Annotated in this window: 14 protein-coding genes and 1 pseudogene; 9 read left to right on the forward strand and 6 right to left on the reverse strand. The window is 69.6% G+C overall.

The genetic code is table 11. The features are described from left to right. Positions 1-3 precede the first annotated feature (3 nt). From WS54_RS22010 to WS54_RS22025, 4 genes are all read right to left on the reverse strand, one after another. A complete protein-coding gene (locus WS54_RS22010) occupies positions 4-1,284 on the reverse strand; it encodes an MFS transporter (protein WP_034207378.1) in 1,281 nt (426 codons plus the stop codon). 113 nt (positions 1,285-1,397) lie between these two features. Continuing rightward, positions 1,398-2,390 carry a sugar kinase gene (locus tag WS54_RS22015; RefSeq protein WP_034207379.1) on the reverse strand — a complete coding sequence of 331 codons (993 nt, stop codon included), beginning with the start codon at positions 2,388-2,390 and terminating at the stop codon, positions 1,398-1,400. A 28-nt stretch (positions 2,391-2,418) separates the two neighbouring features. Further along, the gene (locus WS54_RS22020) at positions 2,419-3,183 is read right to left on the reverse strand and encodes a TIM barrel protein (protein ID WP_059785875.1); all 765 of its coding nucleotides are present in this window, start codon (positions 3,181-3,183) and stop codon (positions 2,419-2,421) included. 162 nt (positions 3,184-3,345) lie between these two features. After that, on the reverse strand, positions 3,346-4,239 hold the full coding sequence (locus WS54_RS22025; protein ID WP_034207381.1) for a LysR family transcriptional regulator: 894 nt from the start codon (positions 4,237-4,239) through the stop codon (positions 3,346-3,348). 112 nt (positions 4,240-4,351) lie between these two features. On the opposite strand from WS54_RS22025, the gene WS54_RS22030 reads away from it, so the two are divergent. Continuing rightward, positions 4,352-5,428 (forward strand): YeiH family protein, encoded by a 1,077-nt coding sequence (locus WS54_RS22030; protein ID WP_059785878.1) that lies wholly within the window; start codon positions 4,352-4,354, stop codon positions 5,426-5,428. Between the two features lie 103 nt (positions 5,429-5,531). Further along, the gene (locus WS54_RS22040; RefSeq protein WP_218929454.1) at positions 5,532-7,265 is read left to right on the forward strand and encodes a ClcB-like voltage-gated chloride channel protein; all 1,734 of its coding nucleotides are present in this window, start codon (positions 5,532-5,534) and stop codon (positions 7,263-7,265) included. An 84-nt stretch (positions 7,266-7,349) separates the two neighbouring features. Here the strand turns inward: WS54_RS22040 and WS54_RS22045 are convergent, their stop codons facing one another. Next, positions 7,350-7,970, reverse strand: coding sequence for a TetR/AcrR family transcriptional regulator (locus WS54_RS22045; protein ID WP_034207384.1), 621 nt, complete (start codon positions 7,968-7,970; stop codon positions 7,350-7,352). Positions 7,971-8,158: 188 nt separating this feature from the next. Here WS54_RS22045 and WS54_RS22050 point away from each other — a divergent pair, with 188 nt between their 5' ends. The 4 genes from WS54_RS22050 to WS54_RS22065 all read left to right on the forward strand — a co-directional run bounded on the left by WS54_RS22050 (position 8,159) and on the right by WS54_RS22065 (position 15,122). Further along, positions 8,159-9,268 (forward strand): efflux RND transporter periplasmic adaptor subunit, encoded by a 1,110-nt coding sequence (locus WS54_RS22050; protein WP_059785883.1) that lies wholly within the window; start codon positions 8,159-8,161, stop codon positions 9,266-9,268. Further along, the gene (locus tag WS54_RS22055; RefSeq protein WP_059785886.1) at positions 9,265-12,414 is read left to right on the forward strand and encodes an efflux RND transporter permease subunit; all 3,150 of its coding nucleotides are present in this window, start codon (positions 9,265-9,267) and stop codon (positions 12,412-12,414) included. Before WS54_RS22050 ends, WS54_RS22055 begins: the two co-directional genes overlap by 4 nt. Positions 12,415-12,416: 2 nt before the next feature. Further along, a complete protein-coding gene (locus tag WS54_RS22060; RefSeq protein ID WP_059785889.1) occupies positions 12,417-13,970 on the forward strand; it encodes an efflux transporter outer membrane subunit in 1,554 nt (517 codons plus the stop codon). A 123-nt stretch (positions 13,971-14,093) separates the two neighbouring features. Continuing rightward, positions 14,094-15,122 carry a MerR family transcriptional regulator gene (locus tag WS54_RS22065; RefSeq protein WP_034207388.1) on the forward strand — a complete coding sequence of 343 codons (1,029 nt, stop codon included), beginning with the start codon at positions 14,094-14,096 and terminating at the stop codon, positions 15,120-15,122. 159 nt (positions 15,123-15,281) lie between these two features. Here WS54_RS22065 and WS54_RS22070 read toward each other — a convergent pair whose 3' ends face one another. Further along, a complete protein-coding gene (locus WS54_RS22070) occupies positions 15,282-16,679 on the reverse strand; it encodes a sigma-54 interaction domain-containing protein (protein WP_059785894.1) in 1,398 nt (465 codons plus the stop codon). Positions 16,680-16,932: 253 nt separating this feature from the next. On the opposite strand from WS54_RS22070, the gene WS54_RS22075 reads away from it, so the two are divergent. From WS54_RS22075 to WS54_RS22085, 3 genes and pseudogenes are all read left to right on the forward strand, one after another. Then, the gene (locus WS54_RS22075) at positions 16,933-17,817 is read left to right on the forward strand and encodes an MBL fold metallo-hydrolase (RefSeq protein WP_059785897.1); all 885 of its coding nucleotides are present in this window, start codon (positions 16,933-16,935) and stop codon (positions 17,815-17,817) included. A gap of 82 nt (positions 17,818-17,899) precedes the next feature. Then, positions 17,900-19,189, forward strand: a pseudogene (locus WS54_RS22080) (NAD(P)/FAD-dependent oxidoreductase); the annotation flags it as partial. Positions 19,190-19,207: 18 nt separating this feature from the next. Beyond that, positions 19,208-20,014: a sulfite exporter TauE/SafE family protein gene (locus tag WS54_RS22085; protein WP_059785902.1), complete on the forward strand. Its 807-nt coding sequence runs from the start codon at positions 19,208-19,210 to the stop codon at positions 20,012-20,014. The last annotated feature ends 21 nt before the right edge of the window (positions 20,015-20,035 follow it).

The raw sequence follows: 20,035 nt of genomic DNA on the forward strand, positions 1-20,035 counted from the left end.
GTTTCATTTTCCTTGCAGCGGCGCCGCGAGCGGATGCGCATCGCGCGCCTGGGGTTTGACGGACAGCGTGAGGATCACCGCGGCGACGAGCGCGGCGCTCATGAAGGCGTACGACGCGACGGGCGACCCGGTCGCGCCGTTCAGGTAGCCGACGAAATACGAGCCGACGAACGAACCGAGCGCGCCCATGCTGTTGATCAGCGCCATCGCGCCGCCGGCGACGTTCTTCGGCAGCAGTTCCGGCACGATCGCGAAGAACGGGCCGTACGGTGCGTACATCGCGGCGCCCGCGACGACCAGCAGCGCATACGAGATCCAGAAATGCGACGAGCCGAGCGCGTACGACGCGGCGAACGCGGCCGCGCCGACCAGCAGGAACGGCCAAACGAAGCCGCGGCGCGAACCGACCTTGTCGGACGCCCACGACGCGGCGAGCATCGCGATCGTCGCCGCGAGGTACGGCAGCGCGGACAGCCAGCCGGTCGCGACCATCCCGAGATCGGAACCGTTCTTCACGATCGACGGCAGCCACAGCACGAAGCCGTACACGCCGATGCTCCAGCAGAAATACTGCGCGCACAGCTTGATCACGGCCGGCGAGCGGAATGCCTCGCCATAGTTGCGGACCGGCTTGATCGCCGCCTGCTCGGCCGCGAGCGCGGCGTCGAGGTCGCGCTTTTCCTGCGCGCTGAGCCACGGCGAATCGGCCGGCTTGTCCTGCACGAGGCACCACCAGCACACGGCCCAGATGACGGCCGGGACGCCTTCGGCGATGAACATGTGGCGCCAGCCGAATTCATGCACGAGATAACCGGACACGATCGACATCCACAGCACGGTGACCGGATTGCCGAGGATCAGAAACGTATTCGCGCGCGAGCGCTCGTTCTTCGTGAACCAGTTGCTGATGTAGATCAGCATCGCCGGCATCACGGCCGCCTCGACGACGCCCAGCACGAAGCGGATCGCCATCAGCGACGGGATGTTGCTGACCACGCCGGTCAGGGCCGCGCAGCCGCCCCACAGCACGAGACTGACGAACACGAGCTTCTTCACGCTGCGGCGTTCCGCGTAGATCGCGCCGGGGATCTGGAAGAAGAAGTAGCCGAGGAAGAACAGCGCGCCGATCAGCGACGACAGGCCCTTGCTGATCCCGAGGTCCTGGTTGATGCCGGCCGCTGCCGCGAACCCGTAGTTCGCGCGATCGAGGTAAGCGAGGCTGTACGTGATGAAGACGATCGGCATGATCGTCCACCACCGACGGGCTGCGAGATTGGCTGCCATGAGAGTGTCTCCGTATAGGGACCGCAGTGGGCGCCAGCGCCCGCCCGGCCTCGAACAAAACTACCGTGCGTCGCGCACGAAATGGATCCGCGGATTGTGCCGTGTCCGGCCTCTCATTGCGCGGTGACGGTTTCCTCTAAGCGATCGGCGCGATTGTCGACACTTTCGAGACGGTCGAGCGCATCGCGCGTCGGCAACCCTTCCGAATCGCCGATCACCTGGATCGCGAGCGCACCGATCCGGTTGCCGCGCGCGACCGCCTGCTCGACGCTCCGGCCTTCGAGCAGCGCGCTGACCACACCGACCGCGAAGCCGTCGCCGGCGCCGACCGTGTCGACCACACGCTCGACGCGCTCGCCGGCGACCGTGCCTTCGCGGCCGTCGGCCGTGCGGAAATACGCGCCTTGCTCGCCGAGCTTGATCACGACGCCGCGCGCGCCCCGCGCGAGATAGAAGCCCGCGATGTCGGCCGGCGTCTCGTGCCCGGTCAATTGCCGACCTTCGGCCAGGCCCGGCAGCACCCAGTCGGCGAGCGTCGCGAGGGCATTCAGCGTCTTCGCCATCACGTCGGCGGACGGCCACAGCGTCGGGCGCAGGTTCGGGTCGAACGAGATCGTCTTGCCGGCCGCGCGCATCTCGCGCGCGAGCCGGAATGCGAGTTCGCACGACGTCGCCGAAATCGCCGGCGCGACGCCCGTCAGGTGCAGATGGCGCGCGCCGAGCACGTAGTCGGCCACGTAGTCGTCGCACGACAGGTGGCTCGCCGCCGAGCCCTTGCGGAAATATTCGACGGTCGGATCGCTGCCGTCGTCGTTGCGCGACTTCAGCTGGAAGCCGGTCGGGTAGCGCGGATCGACGGTTACGCACGACGCGTCGATTCCCTCGCGCGCCAGCGTGTCGAGCACGTAGCGGCCGAACGAATCGCGGCCGACCCGGCTCATCCAGCCGACCCGGAAGCCGAGCCGCGACAGGCCGATCGCGACGTTGAGATCGGCGCCCGCGATCCGCTTCGCGAATTGCCCGGCGTGCGCGAGATGGCCCGGCTCCGTCGCGACGAACATCGCCATCGCTTCGCCGTAGGTCACGACATCGAGTGCTGTTTTCATGACTGAACTCCTCTGGATCCTTCCGCCGTCACGCGGTCGCAAGCCATGCGACGCGCCGGCAGGCATCGCCGGCCAGATCGGCCGCGTCGAACGGGAACTCGATGCCGCGCGGCGCGTGCTGCGGCAGCGCGGCGAGTACGCCGGTCACGAGCGGGTCGTTCGGCGCCGGCGCGGCGGCGAAACGACGCGCGCCCTCGCCTTCGATGGTCTTGCAGTGAATGTATTCCACATGCGGCGCGAGCACCTGCGCGCAGTCGAGCGGCGCTTCGCCGCGCCACTGCCAGTTGCCGATGTCGAACGTCATGCCGAGCGCATCGGGCATGCCGGCGTCCGACAGCGCGTCGAACAGCCCGCGGAACTGCGCGAACGCGCCGCCGACCTCGAGCTGGCCGTTCTCGACCACCACGCGCGCCCGCGCGCCGCGCGACAGCGCGACGATCTCGGCCGCGTGCGCGTCGCCGGCAAAGCCGCCGAGCTGGAATTTCACGAAGCGCGCGCCGAGCGCGTCGGCTTGCGCGAGCGCATCGCGCAAGGCGTCGGCATCGAGCGCCCCCGTTTCCGTGTACAGCGAGTCCGGGGTCGAATAGACCGACCACAGCCCGTGGCCGGCGATCTGCGCACCGAGCGCGGCCAGCGCGCCGGGCGCCGTGTCGTGGTCCGACGCGAACAACTCGCGCCGCACCTCGAAACCGGCCGCCCCGGATGCCGCCACGGTGGCGATGAATGCACTGTGGCCCTCCTGGCGCACCCGGTCCATCCCGAATGCGCTCGCCACGATCACGATGTCTGCCATGTTGCCCTTTTTCAACCGGAATGGAACCGGTTCCATTTGCTTGAGACGGATGGTGCGCCTCGCGTCGGACCCACGCCATAGAGGAAATCCCTAAGGCCGTGTCGTCGCACGAATACGCGCGCAACCGTATGCAACGCATGTTCCCGGCGCGGCGGCGAGCGCCTACGCGAGGTCCTGCGCGAGGCTCATTTCGAGGAATTGCGCGGCGACCCGCGATGGTGCGCCGCCATGCGGCACGAGAATGGAGAAATGCCGCGTGAGCGGCGCGGGCGCCAGCGAGCGCGGCACGAGCGCGGCATCCTCGTGACGCAGCGACATCGCGGACACGAACCCGACGCCCATTCCTGCGCGCACGGCCTCCTTCACCGCCTCGACCCCCGCGATCTCGAACGCGACGCGCATCGGCGCGCCGCCCTGCGCGAACGCGCGCTCGACGAGTTGCCGCACGGCGGAACCCGCCTCGCGCAGCACGAGCGGATGGGCGGCGAGCGCGTCGAGCGTCACGCCCGCGTCGTGGCCGGGCGCCGCGAGCGGATGGCCGGCCGGCACGATCGCGACGATCTCGTCCTCGTGCCACGCGTGCACGGCCGTGCCCGGCGGCAACGTCTCGCCGGGCGGCCCTTCGATCAGCGCGATGTCGAGCGACGGCAGCGCCGCGACCACGTCGGCCGTATTGCCGCTCATCGTCTGGATCGACACACGCGGCGCGCGCGGCTGGAACGCCGCGATCAGGTACGGCAGCAGATAGCTCGCGGGCGTCGTGCTCGCGCCGATGCGCAGCGTGCCGGCCTCCAGCCCGCGTATCGCGTCTCGAAACGCACGCGCCTGCGCGAACGTGTCGCGCTGCGCCCTCGCGTATTGCGCAAGTTGCTCGCCGACCGGTGTCAGGCGGATGCCGCGGCCGTCGCGCTGGTACAGCGGCTCGCCGAACTCGTCCTGCAGCAGCCGCAACTGGCCCGACACGGCCGGCTGCGACAGATGCAGCGCCACGGCGGCGCGGCTGATGTTCAGATGCTCGGCGACGGCGGCGAACGTTATCAGTTGATCCGGGGTCATGACGATGAATTATCGGCTTCCCGGATAGTTTACGTCACAAATCACAATTTTTCATATCGATATAACGAAATTAGGATTACACCATCGCCACACGCTCCATTACGGTGCCTCCATGTCCACTGCCCCGACTCCCCCTCTCAGCCATGCCGCGCCGTCGGTGCGCGGCCAGTTGAACGGCGTGCTGTTCGTCGCGCTGTTCGCCGCCGCCGTCACGAGCCTCGCCGAGCTTCCCGCGATCGAGGGGCTCGGCCTGTCGCCGCTGATCGTCGGCATCGTCGCCGGGGCGGCGTACGGCAACGGGCTGCGCGACGGCATGCCGGCCAGCTGGGCGGCCGGTGTCGATTTCTCCGCGCGCAAGCTGCTGCGCATCGCGGTCGCGTTCTTCGGGTTGCGCGTGAGCCTGCAGGAAATCGCGCAGGTCGGGCTGCCGGGCCTCGCGGTGTCGGTGCTGATCGTCGTCAGCACGCTCGCGATCGGCACCTGGGTCGGCATGAAGCTGATGAAGCTCGATCGCGACGCCGCGCTGCTGACCGCCGCCGGCAGCGCGATCTGCGGTGCGGCCGCCGTGCTCGCGTTCGAGTCGACGCTGCAGTCGAAGCCGCACCAGAGCGCGATGGCCGTGGGTAGCGTCGTGCTGTTCGGCACGCTGTCGATGTTCCTGTACCCGGTCGCCTATCACGCCGGGTGGCTGAACCTCGATCCGGCCGGCCTTGGCCTGTTCTTCGGCGGCACGATCCACGAAGTCGCGCAGGTGGTCGGCGCGGCGAGCGACATCAGCCCGCAGGTCGCGCACGTCGCGACGATCGTGAAGATGACGCGCGTGATGCTGCTGGTGCCGGTGCTGCTCGCGCTCGGCTGGTGGCTCGCCCGTTCGGCGCGCTCGGCTCGCCACGCGGCCGGCGGCGCGCAAGCCCGGCGCAAGGTGGCGGTTCCCTGGTTCGCGCTCGGCTTCCTCGGCTTCGTGATCGTCAATTCGCTGAACGTGCTGCCTGCGGACGTCACGCATACGCTGAACGTGCTCGACACCTTCGCGCTGACGATGGCCATGACCGCACTCGGCATCGAGACGCGTGTCGCGCAGATCCGCGCAGCCGGCCCGCGTGCGCTGATGACCGGCCTGATCCTGTACGTGTGGCTGATCGCCGGCGGCTACGGGATCACCTGGGCCGTGCAGCACTGGCTTGGCTGAGCCGCACGTCCGTGACGGTTCGCGCGCCGCGCCCGACGGGAAGATCCCGCGGGCGCGGCGCAGTGCTATGCTTCGCGTCGTTTTCCATCGTCCCCTTTCAGCCGTGCTCTCGTTTCTGCTGAAGCTGCGCACTCGCGCCCAAACGCTGTTCCGCCTGTCGGACGCCCATACGATGCTGATCTGGTCGGCCATCGTCGGCGTCGGCGGCGCCTTTGCCACGATGGCGTTCCGCGAAGGCATCGACCTGATGCAGCACCTGATCTCGGGGCAGAGCGGCAGCTTCGTGCAGATGGCGAAGCGCCTGCCGTGGTACGTGCGGTTCTGGATGCCGGCCGCGGGCGGCTTCCTCGCCGGCTGCGTGCTGCTGCTCGCGACGCGCGGCGACCGTCAGGCCGCCAACACCGACTACATGGAATCGGTCGCGCTCGGCAACGGCGTCGTACCGGTACGGCAGAGCCTGTGGCGCAGCGTGTCGTCGCTGCTGACGATCGGCAGCGGCGGCTCGATCGGCCGCGAAGGCCCGATGGTGCAGCTCGCCGCGCTCGCGGCGTCGCTCGTCGGCCGCTTCGCGCACTTCGACCCGCCGCGCCTGCGCCTGCTGGTCGCTTGCGGCGCGGCGGCCGGCATCACGTCCGCTTACAACGCGCCGATCGCCGGCGCCTTTTTCGTATCGGAGATCGTGCTCGGCACGATCGCGATGGAGAGCTTCGGGCCGATGGTCGTCGCGTCGGTCGTCGCGAACATCGTGATGCGCGAATTCGCCGGCTACCGGCCGCCGTACGAGATGCCGGTGTTTCCGGCCGTGACGGGCCCCGAGGTGCTGCTGTTCGTCGTGCTCGGCACGCTGTGCGGCGTGCTGGCGCCGCAGTTCCTGCACCTGCTCGACGCGTCGAAGACGCAGTTCAAGCGGCTGCCCGTGCCGCTGCCCGTGCGGCTCGCGCTCGGCGGCCTCGTCGTCGGCGTGATCTCGGTGTGGATTCCGGACGTGTGGGGCAACGGCTACAGCGTCGTGAACCACATCCTCCATTCGCCGTGGACCTGGCAGGCGCTCGTCGCGGTCCTCGTGTTCAAGGTGATCGCGACCGCCGCGACGGCCGGCTCGGGCGCGATCGGCGGCGTGTTCACGCCGACGCTGTTCGTCGGCGCCGTGTTCGGCTCGCTGTTCGGGCTTGCGATGGACGCGCTGTGGCCGGGCCATACGTCCGCGTATTTCGCGTACGCGATCGTCGGGATGGGCGCGTTCATGGCGGGCGCCACGCAAGCGCCGCTGATGGCGATCCTGATGATCTTCGAGATGACGCTGAGCTATCAGGTCGTGCTGCCGCTGCTGGTGTCGTGCGTGTTCGCGTATTTCGTCGCACGCGCGACGGGCACGACGTCGATGTACGAGATCACGCTGCACCACTACCAGGACGCGCAGGAGCGGCAGCGCCTGCGCACCACGCAGATGCGCGAGCTGATCCAGCCCGCGCAGACAGTCGTGCCGCTCACCGCGAGCGTCGCCGACATGACGCGCGTGTTTCTCGAATATCCGGTGAAGTATCTGTACGTGACCGACGACGCCGGGCGCTTTCGCGGCGCGGTCGCGCTGAAGGACATCACGTCGGACCTGCTCGACAAGCGCGACACGACCGACAAGACGGCCGCGCACTACGCGCATACGCCGTTTCCGCTGCTCACGCCCGACATGCCGCTCGCGACCGCGCTCGAGCGCTTCATGGCGTTCCAGGGCGAACGGCTGCCGGTGATCGAGAGCGAAGCCGAGCCGACGCTCGCGGGCGTCGTCTACAAGACGTCGCTGCTCGACGCATACCGGCGGATGACCGGCGAACGCTGACCGGAGGCCGCGCGTGCCGTACACCGCCGCGCGCTGACCGCCGGATGCCGCGCATAGCGCGCTCCGGCAACGGACGTGCGGCCGTCAGTCCGGCGCGCGCCCCAGCACGACCCGCGCGAAGAACCCTGCGAGCACCGCTTCCGCCGCGTCGACCGACACGTGCTGCGGATCGGCCGTGTAGTACGACTGCACGCCGTCGCACAGGCACATCAGCCCGAACGCGAGCGTGTCGGCCGGCAGCAGCAGCGGCGTGCCCGACCGCTCGGCGAAGCGCTGGATGAATTCGGCCATCTGCACGCGCTTGCCGTGCAGGAACTGGTTGAAGCGCACGCGGAACTTCGCGTCGCGCGCGGCCTGCAGTTTCGCCTCGCCCCACAGCAGCGAGTATTCGTCGTCGCGAAACAGCGTCCGGTAATACGCGAGCGCCATCGATTCCATCTGCTCGCGCGTGCCGCCCCCTTCGAAAATCGCCTCGAAGTCGGCGCGCACCTCGTCGTGATTACGCTCCAGCAATTCCAGCAACAGGTCGGACTTGCTGCGGAAATTCGAGTAGAACGCACCGCGCGTATAGCCGGCCGCCGCCGCGATGTCCTCGACGCTCGCGGCCACATAGCCTTTCTTCAGAAAAATTCGATGCGCGGCTTTCAGCAGACGTTCGCGCGTCTGGTCCCTGCTCTGCTCGCGAGTTAAGCGCTGTGGTTTCATGACGCGCAGTCTAGCATCTCCTCCCTTTCAGATTCATCTTTGCATTCAAATACAGGTGTGTATTAGAATTCGCCACAGTTTCCGAAGATGTCGTTCGTCTGTCCGCGTGCGCCGGTGCCGGCGCCGCTCGGGGCAAGCGCCCGCCGCGCTTGCCGGCTTCGTACCGCTCCACCTCACCTGGGGGTTTCGTGAATCGCTCCGGTTCCCGCGCCGCGCTGCTGATCGGCGCCGCGCTCGTCCTTGCCGCCTGTCATCCGAAAGAATCCGCACCGCCCGCCCCGCGCCCCGTCGTCGCGCTGCCCGCACGGGCCGACACCCTCGCGGCCGCGCGCACGCTGCCCGGCGACATCCAGCCGCGCTACGCCACCCCACTGTCGTTCCGCATCGCCGGCAAGATCATCGAGCGCCGGGTGCGGCTCGGCGATACGGTGAAGGTCGGCCAGGTCGTTGCGCTGCTCGATCCGTCCGACGTCGAGAAGAACGCCGCAAGCGCGCAGGCGCAACTCGATGCCGCGACGCACACCCTCGCGTTCGCGAAGCAGCAGCTCGATCGCGATCGCGCGCAGGCCCGCGAAAACCTGATCGCGACCGCGCAGCTCGAACAGACCCAGAACAGCTACACGTCGGCGCTCGCGCAACGCGACCAGGCGCAGCAGCAGCTCGCGCTCGCGAAGAACCAGCTGCGCTACGCGACGCTCGTCGCCGATCATGCGGGCGCCATCACCGCCGAACAGGCCGATACCGGCCAGAACGTGTCGGCCGGCCAGCCGGTCTACCAGCTCGCGTGGTCGGGCGACGTCGACGTGGTCAGCGACGTGCCCGAGGCCGCGCTCGCGTCGCTCGCGCCCGGTCACGCGGCCACCGTCACGCTGCCGGCGCTGCCGGGTCGCCGGTTCGCCGCGAAAGTCCGCGAAATCGCGCCGGCCGCCGATCCGCAAAGCCGCACCTATCGCGTGAAACTCACGCTCGGCGCGCCCGATCCGGCGATCCGGCTCGGGATGACCGCGGACGTCGCGTTCGACGGCGCACCGGCCGCCGCCGATACGCAGCCAATCACGCTGCCTGCGACCGCGCTGTTCCACGACGGCGCGCATCCGGCCGTCTGGGTCGTGCGCGCGAAGGACGACACGCTCGAGTTGCGCCGCGTCGACGTCGCGCGCTTCAACGAGCGCACCGTCACCGTGTCGCACGGGCTGCAACCGGGCGAGCGCGTCGTGCTGCAGGGCGTGCATACGGTCAGCGCGGGCGAGAAGGTGCGCGCGATCGCGCCGCTGCATCCGGAGGACTTCGCATCGTGAGCGTCTCCCACGAAGAAGGCCGGTTCAACCTGTCCGCATGGGCGCTGCGCCACCAGGCGCTGGTCGTCTACCTGATCGCGCTCGCGACGCTCGCGGGCATCCTCGCGTACACGCGGCTCGCGCAATCCGAAGACCCGCCGTTCACGTTCCGCGTGATGGTGATCCGCACGTTCTGGCCTGGCGCGAGCGCGCGGCAGGTACAGGAACAGGTGACCGACCGGATCGGCCGCAAGCTGCAGGAAACGCCGGCCATCGACTTCCTGCGCAGCTATTCGCGCCCCGGCGAATCGCTGATCTTCTTCACGATGAAGGATTCGGCGCCGGTGAAGGACGTGCCCGAGACCTGGTACCAGATCCGCAAGAAAGTGGGCGACATCGGCTATACGTTGCCGCCCGGCGTGCAGGGCCCGTTCTTCAACGACGAATTCGGCGACGTCTACACCAACATCTGGACGCTCGAGGGCGACGGCTTCACGCCCGCGCAACTGCACGACTACGCGGACCAGTTGCGCACCGTGCTGCTGCGCGTGCCAGGCGTCGGCAAGGTCGACTATTTCGGCGACCCCGACCAGCGGATCTTCATCGAGGTGAACAACGCGCAGCTCACGCGCCTCGGCATCTCGCCGCAGCAGCTCGGGCAGGCGATCAACGCGCAGAACGACGTGTCGTCGGCCGGCGTGCTGACGACCGCCGACGATCGCGTGTTCGTGCGGCCGAGCGGCCAGTTCGACAACGTCGGCGCGATCGCCGATACGCTGATCCGCATCAACGGCCGCACGTTCCGGCTCGGCGATCTCGCCACGGTCCGGCGCGGCTACGACGATCCGACCGTCACGCAGATGCGCAGCAACGGCAAGGCCGTGCTCGGCATCGGCGTCACGATGCAGCCGGGCGGCGACGTGATCCGGCTCGGCAAGGCGCTCGACGCCGAATCGAAGCAGTTGCAGGCGCAACTGCCTGCGGGGCTGAAGCTCGTCGAGGTGTCGAGCATGCCGCACGCGGTCTCGCATTCGGTCGACGACTTCCTCGAAGCCGTCGCCGAAGCGGTCGCGATCGTGCTGGTCGTGAGCCTCGTGTCGCTCGGGCTGCGCACCGGGATGGTCGTCGTGATCTCGATCCCGGTCGTGCTCGCCGTCACCGCGCTGTTCATGTACCTGTTCGACATCGGGCTGCACAAGGTGTCGCTCGGCACGCTCGTGCTCGCGCTCGGGCTGCTCGTCGACGACGCGATCATCGCGGTCGAGATGATGGCCGTGAAGCTCGAACAGGGCTACAGCCGCGCGCGCGCCGCCGCGTTCGCGTACACCAGCACCGCGTTCCCGATGCTGACGGGCACGCTCGTCACGGTATCGGGCTTCCTGCCGATCGCGCTCGCGAAATCGAGCACCGGCGAATACACGCGCTCGATCTTCGAGGTGTCGGCGATCGCGCTGATCGCGTCGTGGTTCGCGGCCGTCGTGCTGATCCCGCTGCTGGGCTTCCACATGCTGCCCGAGCGCAAGCGGCACGCGCACGAGGCGCACCTGCCCGACGATCACGAGCACGACATCTACGACACCCGCTTCTACCGGCGGCTGCGCGGCTGGATCGACTGGTGCATCGAGCGGCGCTTCGTCGTGCTGCTGATCACGGGCGCCCTCTTCGTCGTGGCGATGATGGGCTTCTCGCTGGTGCCGCAGCAGTTCTTCCCGAGCTCCGACCGGCCCGAGCTGCTGGTCGACCTGCGGCTGCCCGAAGGCGCGTCGTTCGCGGCGACGCTGCGCGAGACCGAGCGTCTCGAGAAAGTGCTCGACAAGCGCCCCGAGATCGATCATTCGGTGAACTTCGTCGGCAGCGGCGCGCCGCGCTTCTACCTGCCGCTCGACCAGCAACTGCAACTGCCGAACTTCGCGCAGTTCGTGATCACCGCGAAATCGGTCGAGGATCGCGAGAAGCTCGCGACCTGGCTCGAAACCACGCTGCGCGACCGCTTCCCGGCCGTGCGCTGGCGGCTGTCGCGGCTCGAGAACGGGCCGCCGGTCGGCTATCCGGTGCAGTTCCGCGTGAGCGGCGACAGCATCGCGACGGTCCGCTCGATCGCCGAGAAGGTCGCGGCGACGATGCGCGGCGATGCGCGCACGGTCAACGTGCAGTTCGACTGGGACGAGCCGGCCGAACGCTCGGTACGCTTCGAGCTCGACCAGAAGAAGGCGCGCGAGCTGAACGTCACGTCGCAGGACGTGTCGAGCTTCCTCGCGATGACGCTGTCCGGCACGACCGTCACGCAGTATCGCGAGCGCGACAAGCTGATCGCCGTCGACCTGCGCGCGCCGCAGGCCGATCGCGTCGATCCGGCAAAACTCGCGGGCCTCGCGCTGCCGACGCCGAACGGCCCCGTGCCGCTCGGCTCGCTCGGCCGCTTCACGCCGACGCTCGAATACGGCGTCGTGTGGGAGCGCGACCGCCAGCCGACCATCACCGTGCAGTCGGACGTGCGCGCCGGCGCACAGGGCATCGACGTCACGCACGCGGTCGACGCGAAGCTGAACGCGCTGCGCGCGCAGTTGCCGGTCGGCTATCGGGTCGACATCGGCGGTTCGGTCGAGGAAAGCGCGAAGGCGCAGACGTCGATCAACGCGCAGATGCCGCTGATGGCGATCGCCGTGTTCACGCTGCTGATGATCCAGCTGCAGAGCTTCTCGCGCATGCTGATGGTCGTGCTGACCGCGCCGCTCGGGCTGATCGGCGTGGTCGCGACGCTGCTGCTGTTCGGCCAGCCGTTCGGCTTCGTCGCGATGCTCGGCGTGATCGCGATGTTCGGGATCATCATGCGCAACTCGGTGATCCTCGTCGATCAGATCGAGCAGGACATCGCGGTCGGTCACGGCCGCGTCGACGCGATCATCGGCGCGACCGTGCGGCGTTTCCGGCCGATCACGCTGACGGCCGCGGCCGCCGTGCTCGCGCTGATTCCGCTGTTGCGCTCGAACTTCTTCGGGCCGATGGCGACCGCGCTGATGGGCGGCATCACGAGCGCGACCGTGCTGACGCTGTTCTACCTGCCCGCGCTGTACGCGACGTGGTTCCGCGTGAAGCGCGACGAACGCGACCCGCACGACGGCCCGCCGCCAAGCGGCAGCACGCCGGCCGCGCCGTCGGGAGCCTGACCATGGATCGATCGATGACCCTGAAAACCAAAGCCGTGCGGGCGCTCGCGCTGGCGAGCGTCGCCGGCCCGCTCGCGGGCTGCGCGTGGTTCGCGCCGAGCGGCGAGCCGCCCGCGATGCCGTCGCCCGCGCACTACGGCGCGGCGCCGCAAGTCGAGCAGACCGTGTCCGCGCACGGTGTCGCGCAGCAGTTCGAGGTCGGCGCGCGGCCGGTGCCGGACTGGTGGAAGCAGTACCGTTCCGATGCGCTGAACGCGCTCGTCGACGAAGGGCTGCGCAACAACCCGACGCTGAGTGCGGCGTCGCATTCGCTGGATGCCGCGCGCGAACAGTTGCGCGGGCAGATCGGCAGTTCGATGCTGCCGTCGATCGACGCGGTCGGCCAGGCCGCGCGCCAGCGCGCGCTCGGCGTACCGATTCCCGCGCTCGGCGCGCCGACGCTGTTGTACGACACGTTCGTCGGGCAACTGCAGGCGAGCTATACGGTCGACCTGTTCGGCGTGTCGCGCTTCGCGAACCGCGCGCTCGCGAAACGCGTCGACGTCAGCGCGTTCCAGCTCGAATCCGCGCGGCGCGCGCTGGCCGCGAACATCGTGACCGCGTCGATCACCGTGGCGGTGCTCGATGCACAGATCGAGACGACCGAACGGCTCGTCGCGCTCGCGAACGACCAGGCGCACGACGCCGAGCGCCGCCATGCGCTCGGTTCGGCATCGCGCAGCGACGCGCTGACGGCCCGGCAAAGCGCCGACACGTTCGCGGCGAGCCTGCCCGCGCTGCGCCAGCAGCGCGACTCGGCGCGCCATGCGCTCGCGGTGCTGGTCGGCCGCACGCCCGACCGGCCGCCGGCCGATCTCGCGCTCGCCGATCTGCACCTGCCCGAGCAGGTGCCCGTCGTCGTGCCGTCGGACCTGCTGCAAAGCCGCCCGGACATCCAGGCCGCGGACGCGGGGCTGAAGGCCGCCGCCGCCGAAGTGGGCCTCGCGACCGCGCAGATGTTTCCGCAACTGTCGCTGTCGGCGGCGATGGGCAAAGGCGGCTTCAGCTGGCCGACGATGCTGTCGGGCGCCGGCGCGATCTGGAACGTCGGCGCATCGCTGAGCCAGCCGATCTTCCACGGCGGCGCGCTGCTCGCCCAGCGTCGCGCAGCGAAGGCGACCTACGAGGCCGCGGTCGACCAGTACAAGCAGGCGGTGCTCGGCGCGTTCCAGAACGTCGCCGATTCGCTCGCGGCGCTCGAGCACGACGCGCAGGCGCTCGATGCGTCGTCGCGCGCCGCGCTGTCCGCGCGGGGCGCCTACGACGACGCGGCCGCCCGCGTGCGGCTCGGCGCGCTGCCGCCATCGGCCGCGCGCGCGAGCGAGTTGCAGTACCGCAATGCGCGGCTCGACGAGATTCGCGCGACCGGCGCACGGTTCGCGGATACCGCGCGGCTCTACCAGGCGATGGGCACGCCGCCGGCGGGCAACGGCGACGGGTCCCGTAAAACCGCCGGCGCAGCCGGCAGGGACGCGCGCGCCGCCGCCACGCCCGACGGTGCATCCTCGACCCAGTAGCGCATTCCTTCGATCGGACGGGCGTGCGACGCCCCGCCACGTCCGTCCGATCGCCGATCTTCCGCTTGACCCTCACGTAGCGTAACGTTCGAGACTCCAGTGTGCGCACCAACGGAGGAACGAATGCGGCTGAAAGTGGGAGAACTGGCGAAACGCACCGGGCTGACCGTCCGCACGCTTCATCACTATCACGCAATCGGTCTGCTGACGCCTTCGGCGCGCGCCGACAACGGCTACCGGCTGTACGACCGCGACGACATCGCCCGGCTCCACCAGATCCAGGCCCTGCGTCGCTTCGGACTGTCGCTCGCCGAAATCGGCGATTACCTGAACCGGCCCGGCACCCCGCTCGTCGATCTCGTCGCCAAGCAGATCGCGTCGCTCGACCGCCAGCTCGCGCAAACCGCGCAGCTGCGCGAGCGGCTCGCGAGCCTGCATGCGCAGCTCGCGGCGGGCGCCGAGCCGGAACTGGCCGATTGGCTCACCACACTGGAGTTGATGACCGTGTACGACAAATATTTCTCCGAGGAAGAACTCGCTCGCCTGCCGATGTACCAGAAGAGCCAGGCCGGCGACGCCGAATGGATCGCGCTCGTTGCCGAAGTGCGAGCGCTGCACGATGCGGGCGTGCCCGCCGAGGACGAGCGCGTGCGCGCGCTCGCCGCGCGCTGGATGGCGCTGCTGGTACGCGACACGAACAACGATCCGCGCTTGCTCGCGAAGCTGAACCTGATGCACGAGCAGGAACCGTCGATGCAGTCGAAGATCGGCATTTCGACCGCATTGCGCGACTACGTGCTGCGTGCCTCGTCGGAAACGAAGATGCGCCTCTTCGAGAAGTACCTCGCGCCGGACGAGATCCGCTTCATGCGGGCGCACTATCGCGAACGCGCGACGGAATGGCCACAACTGATGGCCGACGTGCGCGACGCGGTCGAATCGGGCGTGCCACCCGATTCGCCGCAAGGCCGTGCGCTCGCGCAGCGCTGGCTCGAACTGTTCTGCAGCTACGCGGGCCACGATCCGGCCACGCACGCGAAATTCCGCGCGGCGCTGGCGAACGAGCCGGCGCTGACGAAGGATTCGTGGGCCGACGACACGCTGATCGGTTTCGTGCGCGAAGCGATGGCGCAGCTGGCGCCGGTGCGCTGATCGCATGATGCGCGGGCGGCAAGCGGGTTTCCTGCTCGTCGCCCGTTTCACCATCGGCAGCCGGCATCGCGTGCTGTGCGACGTACCCGGCGCATCCGGAGACGAACGCGCCATGATCGGCAAAGCCGCGTGCCGCCGCCGGCCGCGCTGCAGGCCCGTTCAGCGCTCGCGGGCGCCGAGGCCGAGCGCCTTCATCCGCCGGTACAGCGTCCGCTCGCTCAATCCGAGCTGCGCGGCGAGCGCCTTGCGCGTGCCGTCGAACGCACGCGCGATACGGACCAGCTCCGCATCGGACACGCCGCGCGTGTCCGCCGCCTGCGCGTGCGGCGCCGCCGCTGCCGCGACGAGCTCGGCCGGCAGATGTTCGACGCGAATCGTCCCGTCGTCCGCGAACAGGCACGCGCGCTCGAGCACGTTGCGCAGCTCGCGGATGTTGCCGGGCCACGCATACGCGTCGAGGCACGCCCGCGCGCGCTCGGTCAGCACGAACGGTCGGGCCGTGAACGGTCGCGCATTCGTGTCGCTCGCATTGCCGCGCGCGTTCGCGATCCGCCGCAAGATCGATTCGGCCAGCAGCGCGATGTCGGCGCGCCGTTCGCGCAGCGCCGGCAGCGGAATCGGAAACGCGTTGATCCGGTAGTAGAGGTCCTGCCGGAACCGGCCATCGTCGATCATCTCGCGCAGCGGCTTGTGCGTGGCCGCGACGAGCCGGAAATCGGCGCGCAGCGCCTCGACGCCGCCGACGCGCCGGAACGTGCCCGATTCGATCAGCCGCAGCAGCTTCACCTGCATCGGCAGCGGCACGTCGCCGATCTCGTCGAGAAACAGCGTGCCGCCCTGCGCGGTTTCGACGAGGCCCGGCTTGCGCTGGTTCGCGCCCGTGAACGCGCCCTTCTCGTAGCCGAACAGTTCGCTCTCGAACAGCGTCTCGGCGATCCCCGAGCAATCGACGACGACGAACGGCCCCATCGCGCGATCGCTCGCCTCGTGCAGCGCGCGGGCGAACAGCTCCTTGCCGGTGCCCGATTCGCCGAGCAGCAGCACCGGCAGCGTCGACGGCGCAACGCGCTGCAGCGCGCCGAGCGCCGCGTTGAACGCGTCGGCGCCGCCGACGAGCCCTTCCGCGCTCGGCTGCGCGGACGCGCTGCGCACCGTCGTCAGCCGCTCGACATACGCGATCACGTTGCCGTCCGCGTCGAAGATCGGCCGCAGCTCGACGTCGACATGCTCGGGGCCGCGCGGCGTGTGGTGGATGTGCAGCACGCGGTTCAGCCCGCGCGATTCGAGCGCCTGCTTCATCGGGCAGTGCTCGCCGGCCTGGTCGCACGGCACGTCGTAGCGATGCGACACCTGGAAACAGTGCCGGCCCACATGCTCGACGCCGGCCACGCCGAACTGGCGCCGGTACGCATCGTTCGCCGCGAGGATGCGGTAGGCGGGATCGACCACGATCATCGGCTGCGGGTCCTGCTCGAGATACGCGACGAGCGCGCGGACATCCGGCATCGCGTCGCGGCGCGGGGCAGGAACGATCGGAATGGTGTCGTGCGGATTCATGCGCAGGCTCGCTCGGCGGAGAGGCGCCCGGACGGACTGCCAGGCTGACTGCCAATTCTGCCACGACACTGCCAGTTGTGGCAGTCCCTGTCAGCCACCGGCTGTCGTTGTCGCCCTCGCGGCGACGCCGGCGCACCGAAAACCCGAGCCGAATCAAGTCCCTGGCGCATCGGCCGGTGCCGCGCCGCCCGCTGGCACGCTTCTTGAAATGAAGATCGCGATTGCAGATGCAGAACCCGATCGAGGACACCCCGTGAGCAACGCCCCCGCCCTGTCGGTCGAAGGCTTTTTCGACCCGGCGACCCACACCGTCAGCTATCTGCTGCTCGATACGGCGAGCCGCGCGTGCGCGCTGATCGACAGCGTGCTCGACTACGACCCGAAATCCGGCCGCACCCGCACCGTCAGCGCCGACCGGCTGATCGCGCGTGTCGCCGAGCTCGGCGCGACCGTGCACTGGCTGCTGGAGACGCACGTGCACGCCGACCACCTGTCGGCCGCGCCGTACCTGAAAACGCAGGTCGGCGGCCAGATCGCGATCGGCTCGCACGTGCGCCGCGTGCAGCACGTGTTCGGCACGCTGTTCAACGCGGGCCCCGGCTTCGCGGCGGACGGCCGTCAGTTCGATCGGCTCGTCGACGACGGCGACACGCTCGCGCTCGGCGCGTTGACGATCCGCGCGCTGCACACGCCGGGCCACACGCCCGCGTGCATGACCTACTGCGTGGCCGACGCGACGCAGCGCGCGGCGTTCGTCGGCGACACGCTGTTCATGCCCGACTACGGCACGGCCCGCTGCGACTTCCCGGGCGGCGACGCGCGCACGCTGTACCGCTCGATCGCGCGCGTACTCGCGCTGCCGCCCGACACGCGCCTGTACCTGTGCCACGACTACCAGCCGGGCGGCCGCGACGTGCAGTTCGTGACGACCGTCGCCGAGCAGCGCCGCACGAACGTGCACGTGAAGGACGGCGTGACCGAGGACGATTTCGTCGCGATGCGCACCGCGCGCGACGCGACGCTCGACATGCCCGTGCTGATGCTGCCGTCCGTGCAGGTCAACATGCGCGCCGGCCACCTGCCCGAGCCCGAAAACAACGGCGTGCGCTACCTGAAGATCCCGCTCGACGCGATCTGAGCCGCGCGCCCCGCCCCCTCCGGAGAACCCCGACATGACCATTCGCAAGCTGACCGACGCGCAGTCGGTCCCGCCGCAGATCGCGGCGGCCGACCTGCCCGCGCTTCACGCGGCGGGCATCCGCCAGGCGGCGCCGGCCGCGGACGCGCGGCACGACATCGTGATCGTCGGCGCCGGCGCGGCCGGCATCGCGGTCGCGTCGAGCCTGCGCGCGCGCGACGCGTCGCTCGACATCGCGGTAATCGATCCCGCCGACGTTCACTATTACCAGCCCGGCTGGACGATGGTCGGCGCGGGCGTGTTCCGGCCCGGCGCCACCGCGCGGCCGATGACCGACGTGCTGCCGCGCGGCGTGCAGCGGATCCGGGCCGCCGTCGCGGGCTTCGAGCCCGACGCGCACGCGGTCGTGCTCGACGGCGGCCGACGCATCGGTTATCGCAGGCTCGTCGTGTGCCCGGGGCTCAAGCTCGACTGGCACGCGATCGACGGCCTCGCCGACACGCTCGGCCGCAACGGCGTCACGTCGAACTACCGCTACGAACTCGCGCCGTACACGTGGGAGCTCGTGCGCGCGTTCCGCGGCGGCAATGCGCTGTTCACGCAACCGCCGATGCCGATCAAGTGTGCGGGCGCACCGCAAAAGGCGATGTACCTGTCGTGCGACCACTGGCGACGCACCGGGCGCCTCGACGCCGCGAACGTCGAATTCCTGAATGCGGGCGGCGCGCTGTTCGGCGTCGCCGATTACGTGCCCGCGCTGATGGAGTACGTGAAAAGCTACGACATCGCACTGTCGTTCGGCCATGACCTCGTCGCGATCGACGGGCCTGCGCGCCGTGCGACGTTCTCGCGCGCGCTGCCGGACGGCGGCAAGGAAACGGTCGAGCGTTCGTTCGACATGATTCACGTCGTGCCGCCGCAGAAGGCGCCCGACTTCGTGCGCGCGAGCCCGCTCGCCGATGCGGCCGGCTGGATCGACGTCGATCCGGCGACGCTGCGGCACACACGGTTTCCGGACATCTACGCCCTCGGCGACGTCACCAACACGACCAACGCGAAAACCGCCGCAGCCGCCCGCAAGCAGGCGCCCGTCGTCGCGCACAACCTGCTCGCGTCGCTCGGCCTCGCATGGGGCGACGCCGCGTACGACGGCTACGGCTCGTGCCCGCTCACCGTCGAGCGCGGCAAGATCGTGCTCGCCGAATTCCTGTACGGCGGCAAGGTCGCCCCGACCTTTCCCGCATGGCTGATCGACGGCAAGCGGCCGTCGCGGCTCGCGTGGCTGCTCAAGGAGCGCGTGCTGCCGCCGCTCTACTGGAAGGCGATGCTCAAGGGCCGCGAATGGCTCGCGAAGCCCGCGATCGCACGTTGACCGGAGCGCGATGACGTCATGCTGATTTCCCTCGTACTGGGCGGCTTCGTCGGCGCCGTGCTCGGCCTGACCGGCGCCGGCGGCGGCATTCTCGCAGTGCCCGCGCTCGTCGTCGGGATGAGCTGGCCGATGCAGCAGGCCACCCCCGTCGCACTCGTCGCGGTCGCGGGCAGTGCCGCGCTCGGCACGCTCGAAGGCTTCCGCCGCGGGCTCGTGCGCTATCGCGCGGCGCTGCTGATGGCCGTGGCCGGCGTGCCGCTGACCACGCTCGGCGTCCGGCTCGCGCACGTGCTGCCGCAGCGCCTGCTGCTCACGCTGTTCGCGCTGACGATGCTCGTCGTCGCCGGCCGCCTGCTGCGACAGGCACTACGGCCGCAGCCGGCCGATGCCGACGCGTCGCCGCTGTGCGTCGGCCGCGTGAATCCCGATACGGGCCGACTCGTGTGGTCGTGGCCCGTGGGTATCGCGCTGGCGTCGACCGGCGCAGTCACGGGCTTGATGACCGGGTTGCTCGGCGTCGGTGGCGGCTTCGTGATCGTGCCGATGCTGCGCAAGTTCACGAACGTGTCGATGCATGGGGTGGTCGCGACGTCGCTGATGGTGATCGCGCTGGTCGGCACCGGCGGCGTGCTCGCGACGCTCGCGTCGGGCACGCGCGCGCCGCTCGACGTGACGCTGTGGTTTACCGTCGCCACCGCGCTCGGCATGGCCGCCGGCCGCGGCGCGTCGCGCCGCCTCGCCGCGCGGCACGTGCAGGCCGGCTTCGCGGCCGTGCTCGTGTGCGTCGCGGTGGGGTTGCTGGCGAAGGCGGCATTCGGCGCATGAACGCCGACGACGGGCCGGCGA

Origin of the sequence: Burkholderia sp. NRF60-BP8 (genome assembly GCF_001522585.2) — a bacterium.
Lineage (GTDB): Bacteria > Pseudomonadota > Gammaproteobacteria > Burkholderiales > Burkholderiaceae > Burkholderia.

Coding starts and splice junctions, on each gene's coding strand:
- WS54_RS22070 (WP_059785894.1), bottom strand. CDS start 16,679: ATGAATCCGCACGACACCATTCCGATCGTTCCTGCCCCGCGCCGCGAC.
- WS54_RS22065 (WP_034207388.1), top strand. CDS start 14,094: ATGCGGCTGAAAGTGGGAGAACTGGCGAAACGCACCGGGCTGACCGTC.
- WS54_RS22060 (WP_059785889.1), top strand. CDS start 12,417: ATGGATCGATCGATGACCCTGAAAACCAAAGCCGTGCGGGCGCTCGCG.
- WS54_RS22010 (WP_034207378.1), bottom strand. CDS start 1,284: ATGGCAGCCAATCTCGCAGCCCGTCGGTGGTGGACGATCATGCCGATC.
- WS54_RS22045 (WP_034207384.1), bottom strand. CDS start 7,970: ATGAAACCACAGCGCTTAACTCGCGAGCAGAGCAGGGACCAGACGCGC.
- WS54_RS22025 (WP_034207381.1), bottom strand. CDS start 4,239: ATGACCCCGGATCAACTGATAACGTTCGCCGCCGTCGCCGAGCATCTG.
- WS54_RS22085 (WP_059785902.1), top strand. CDS start 19,208: ATGCTGATTTCCCTCGTACTGGGCGGCTTCGTCGGCGCCGTGCTCGGC.
- WS54_RS22030 (WP_059785878.1), top strand. CDS start 4,352: ATGTCCACTGCCCCGACTCCCCCTCTCAGCCATGCCGCGCCGTCGGTG.
- WS54_RS22015 (WP_034207379.1), bottom strand. CDS start 2,390: ATGAAAACAGCACTCGATGTCGTGACCTACGGCGAAGCGATGGCGATG.
- WS54_RS22020 (WP_059785875.1), bottom strand. CDS start 3,183: ATGGCAGACATCGTGATCGTGGCGAGCGCATTCGGGATGGACCGGGTG.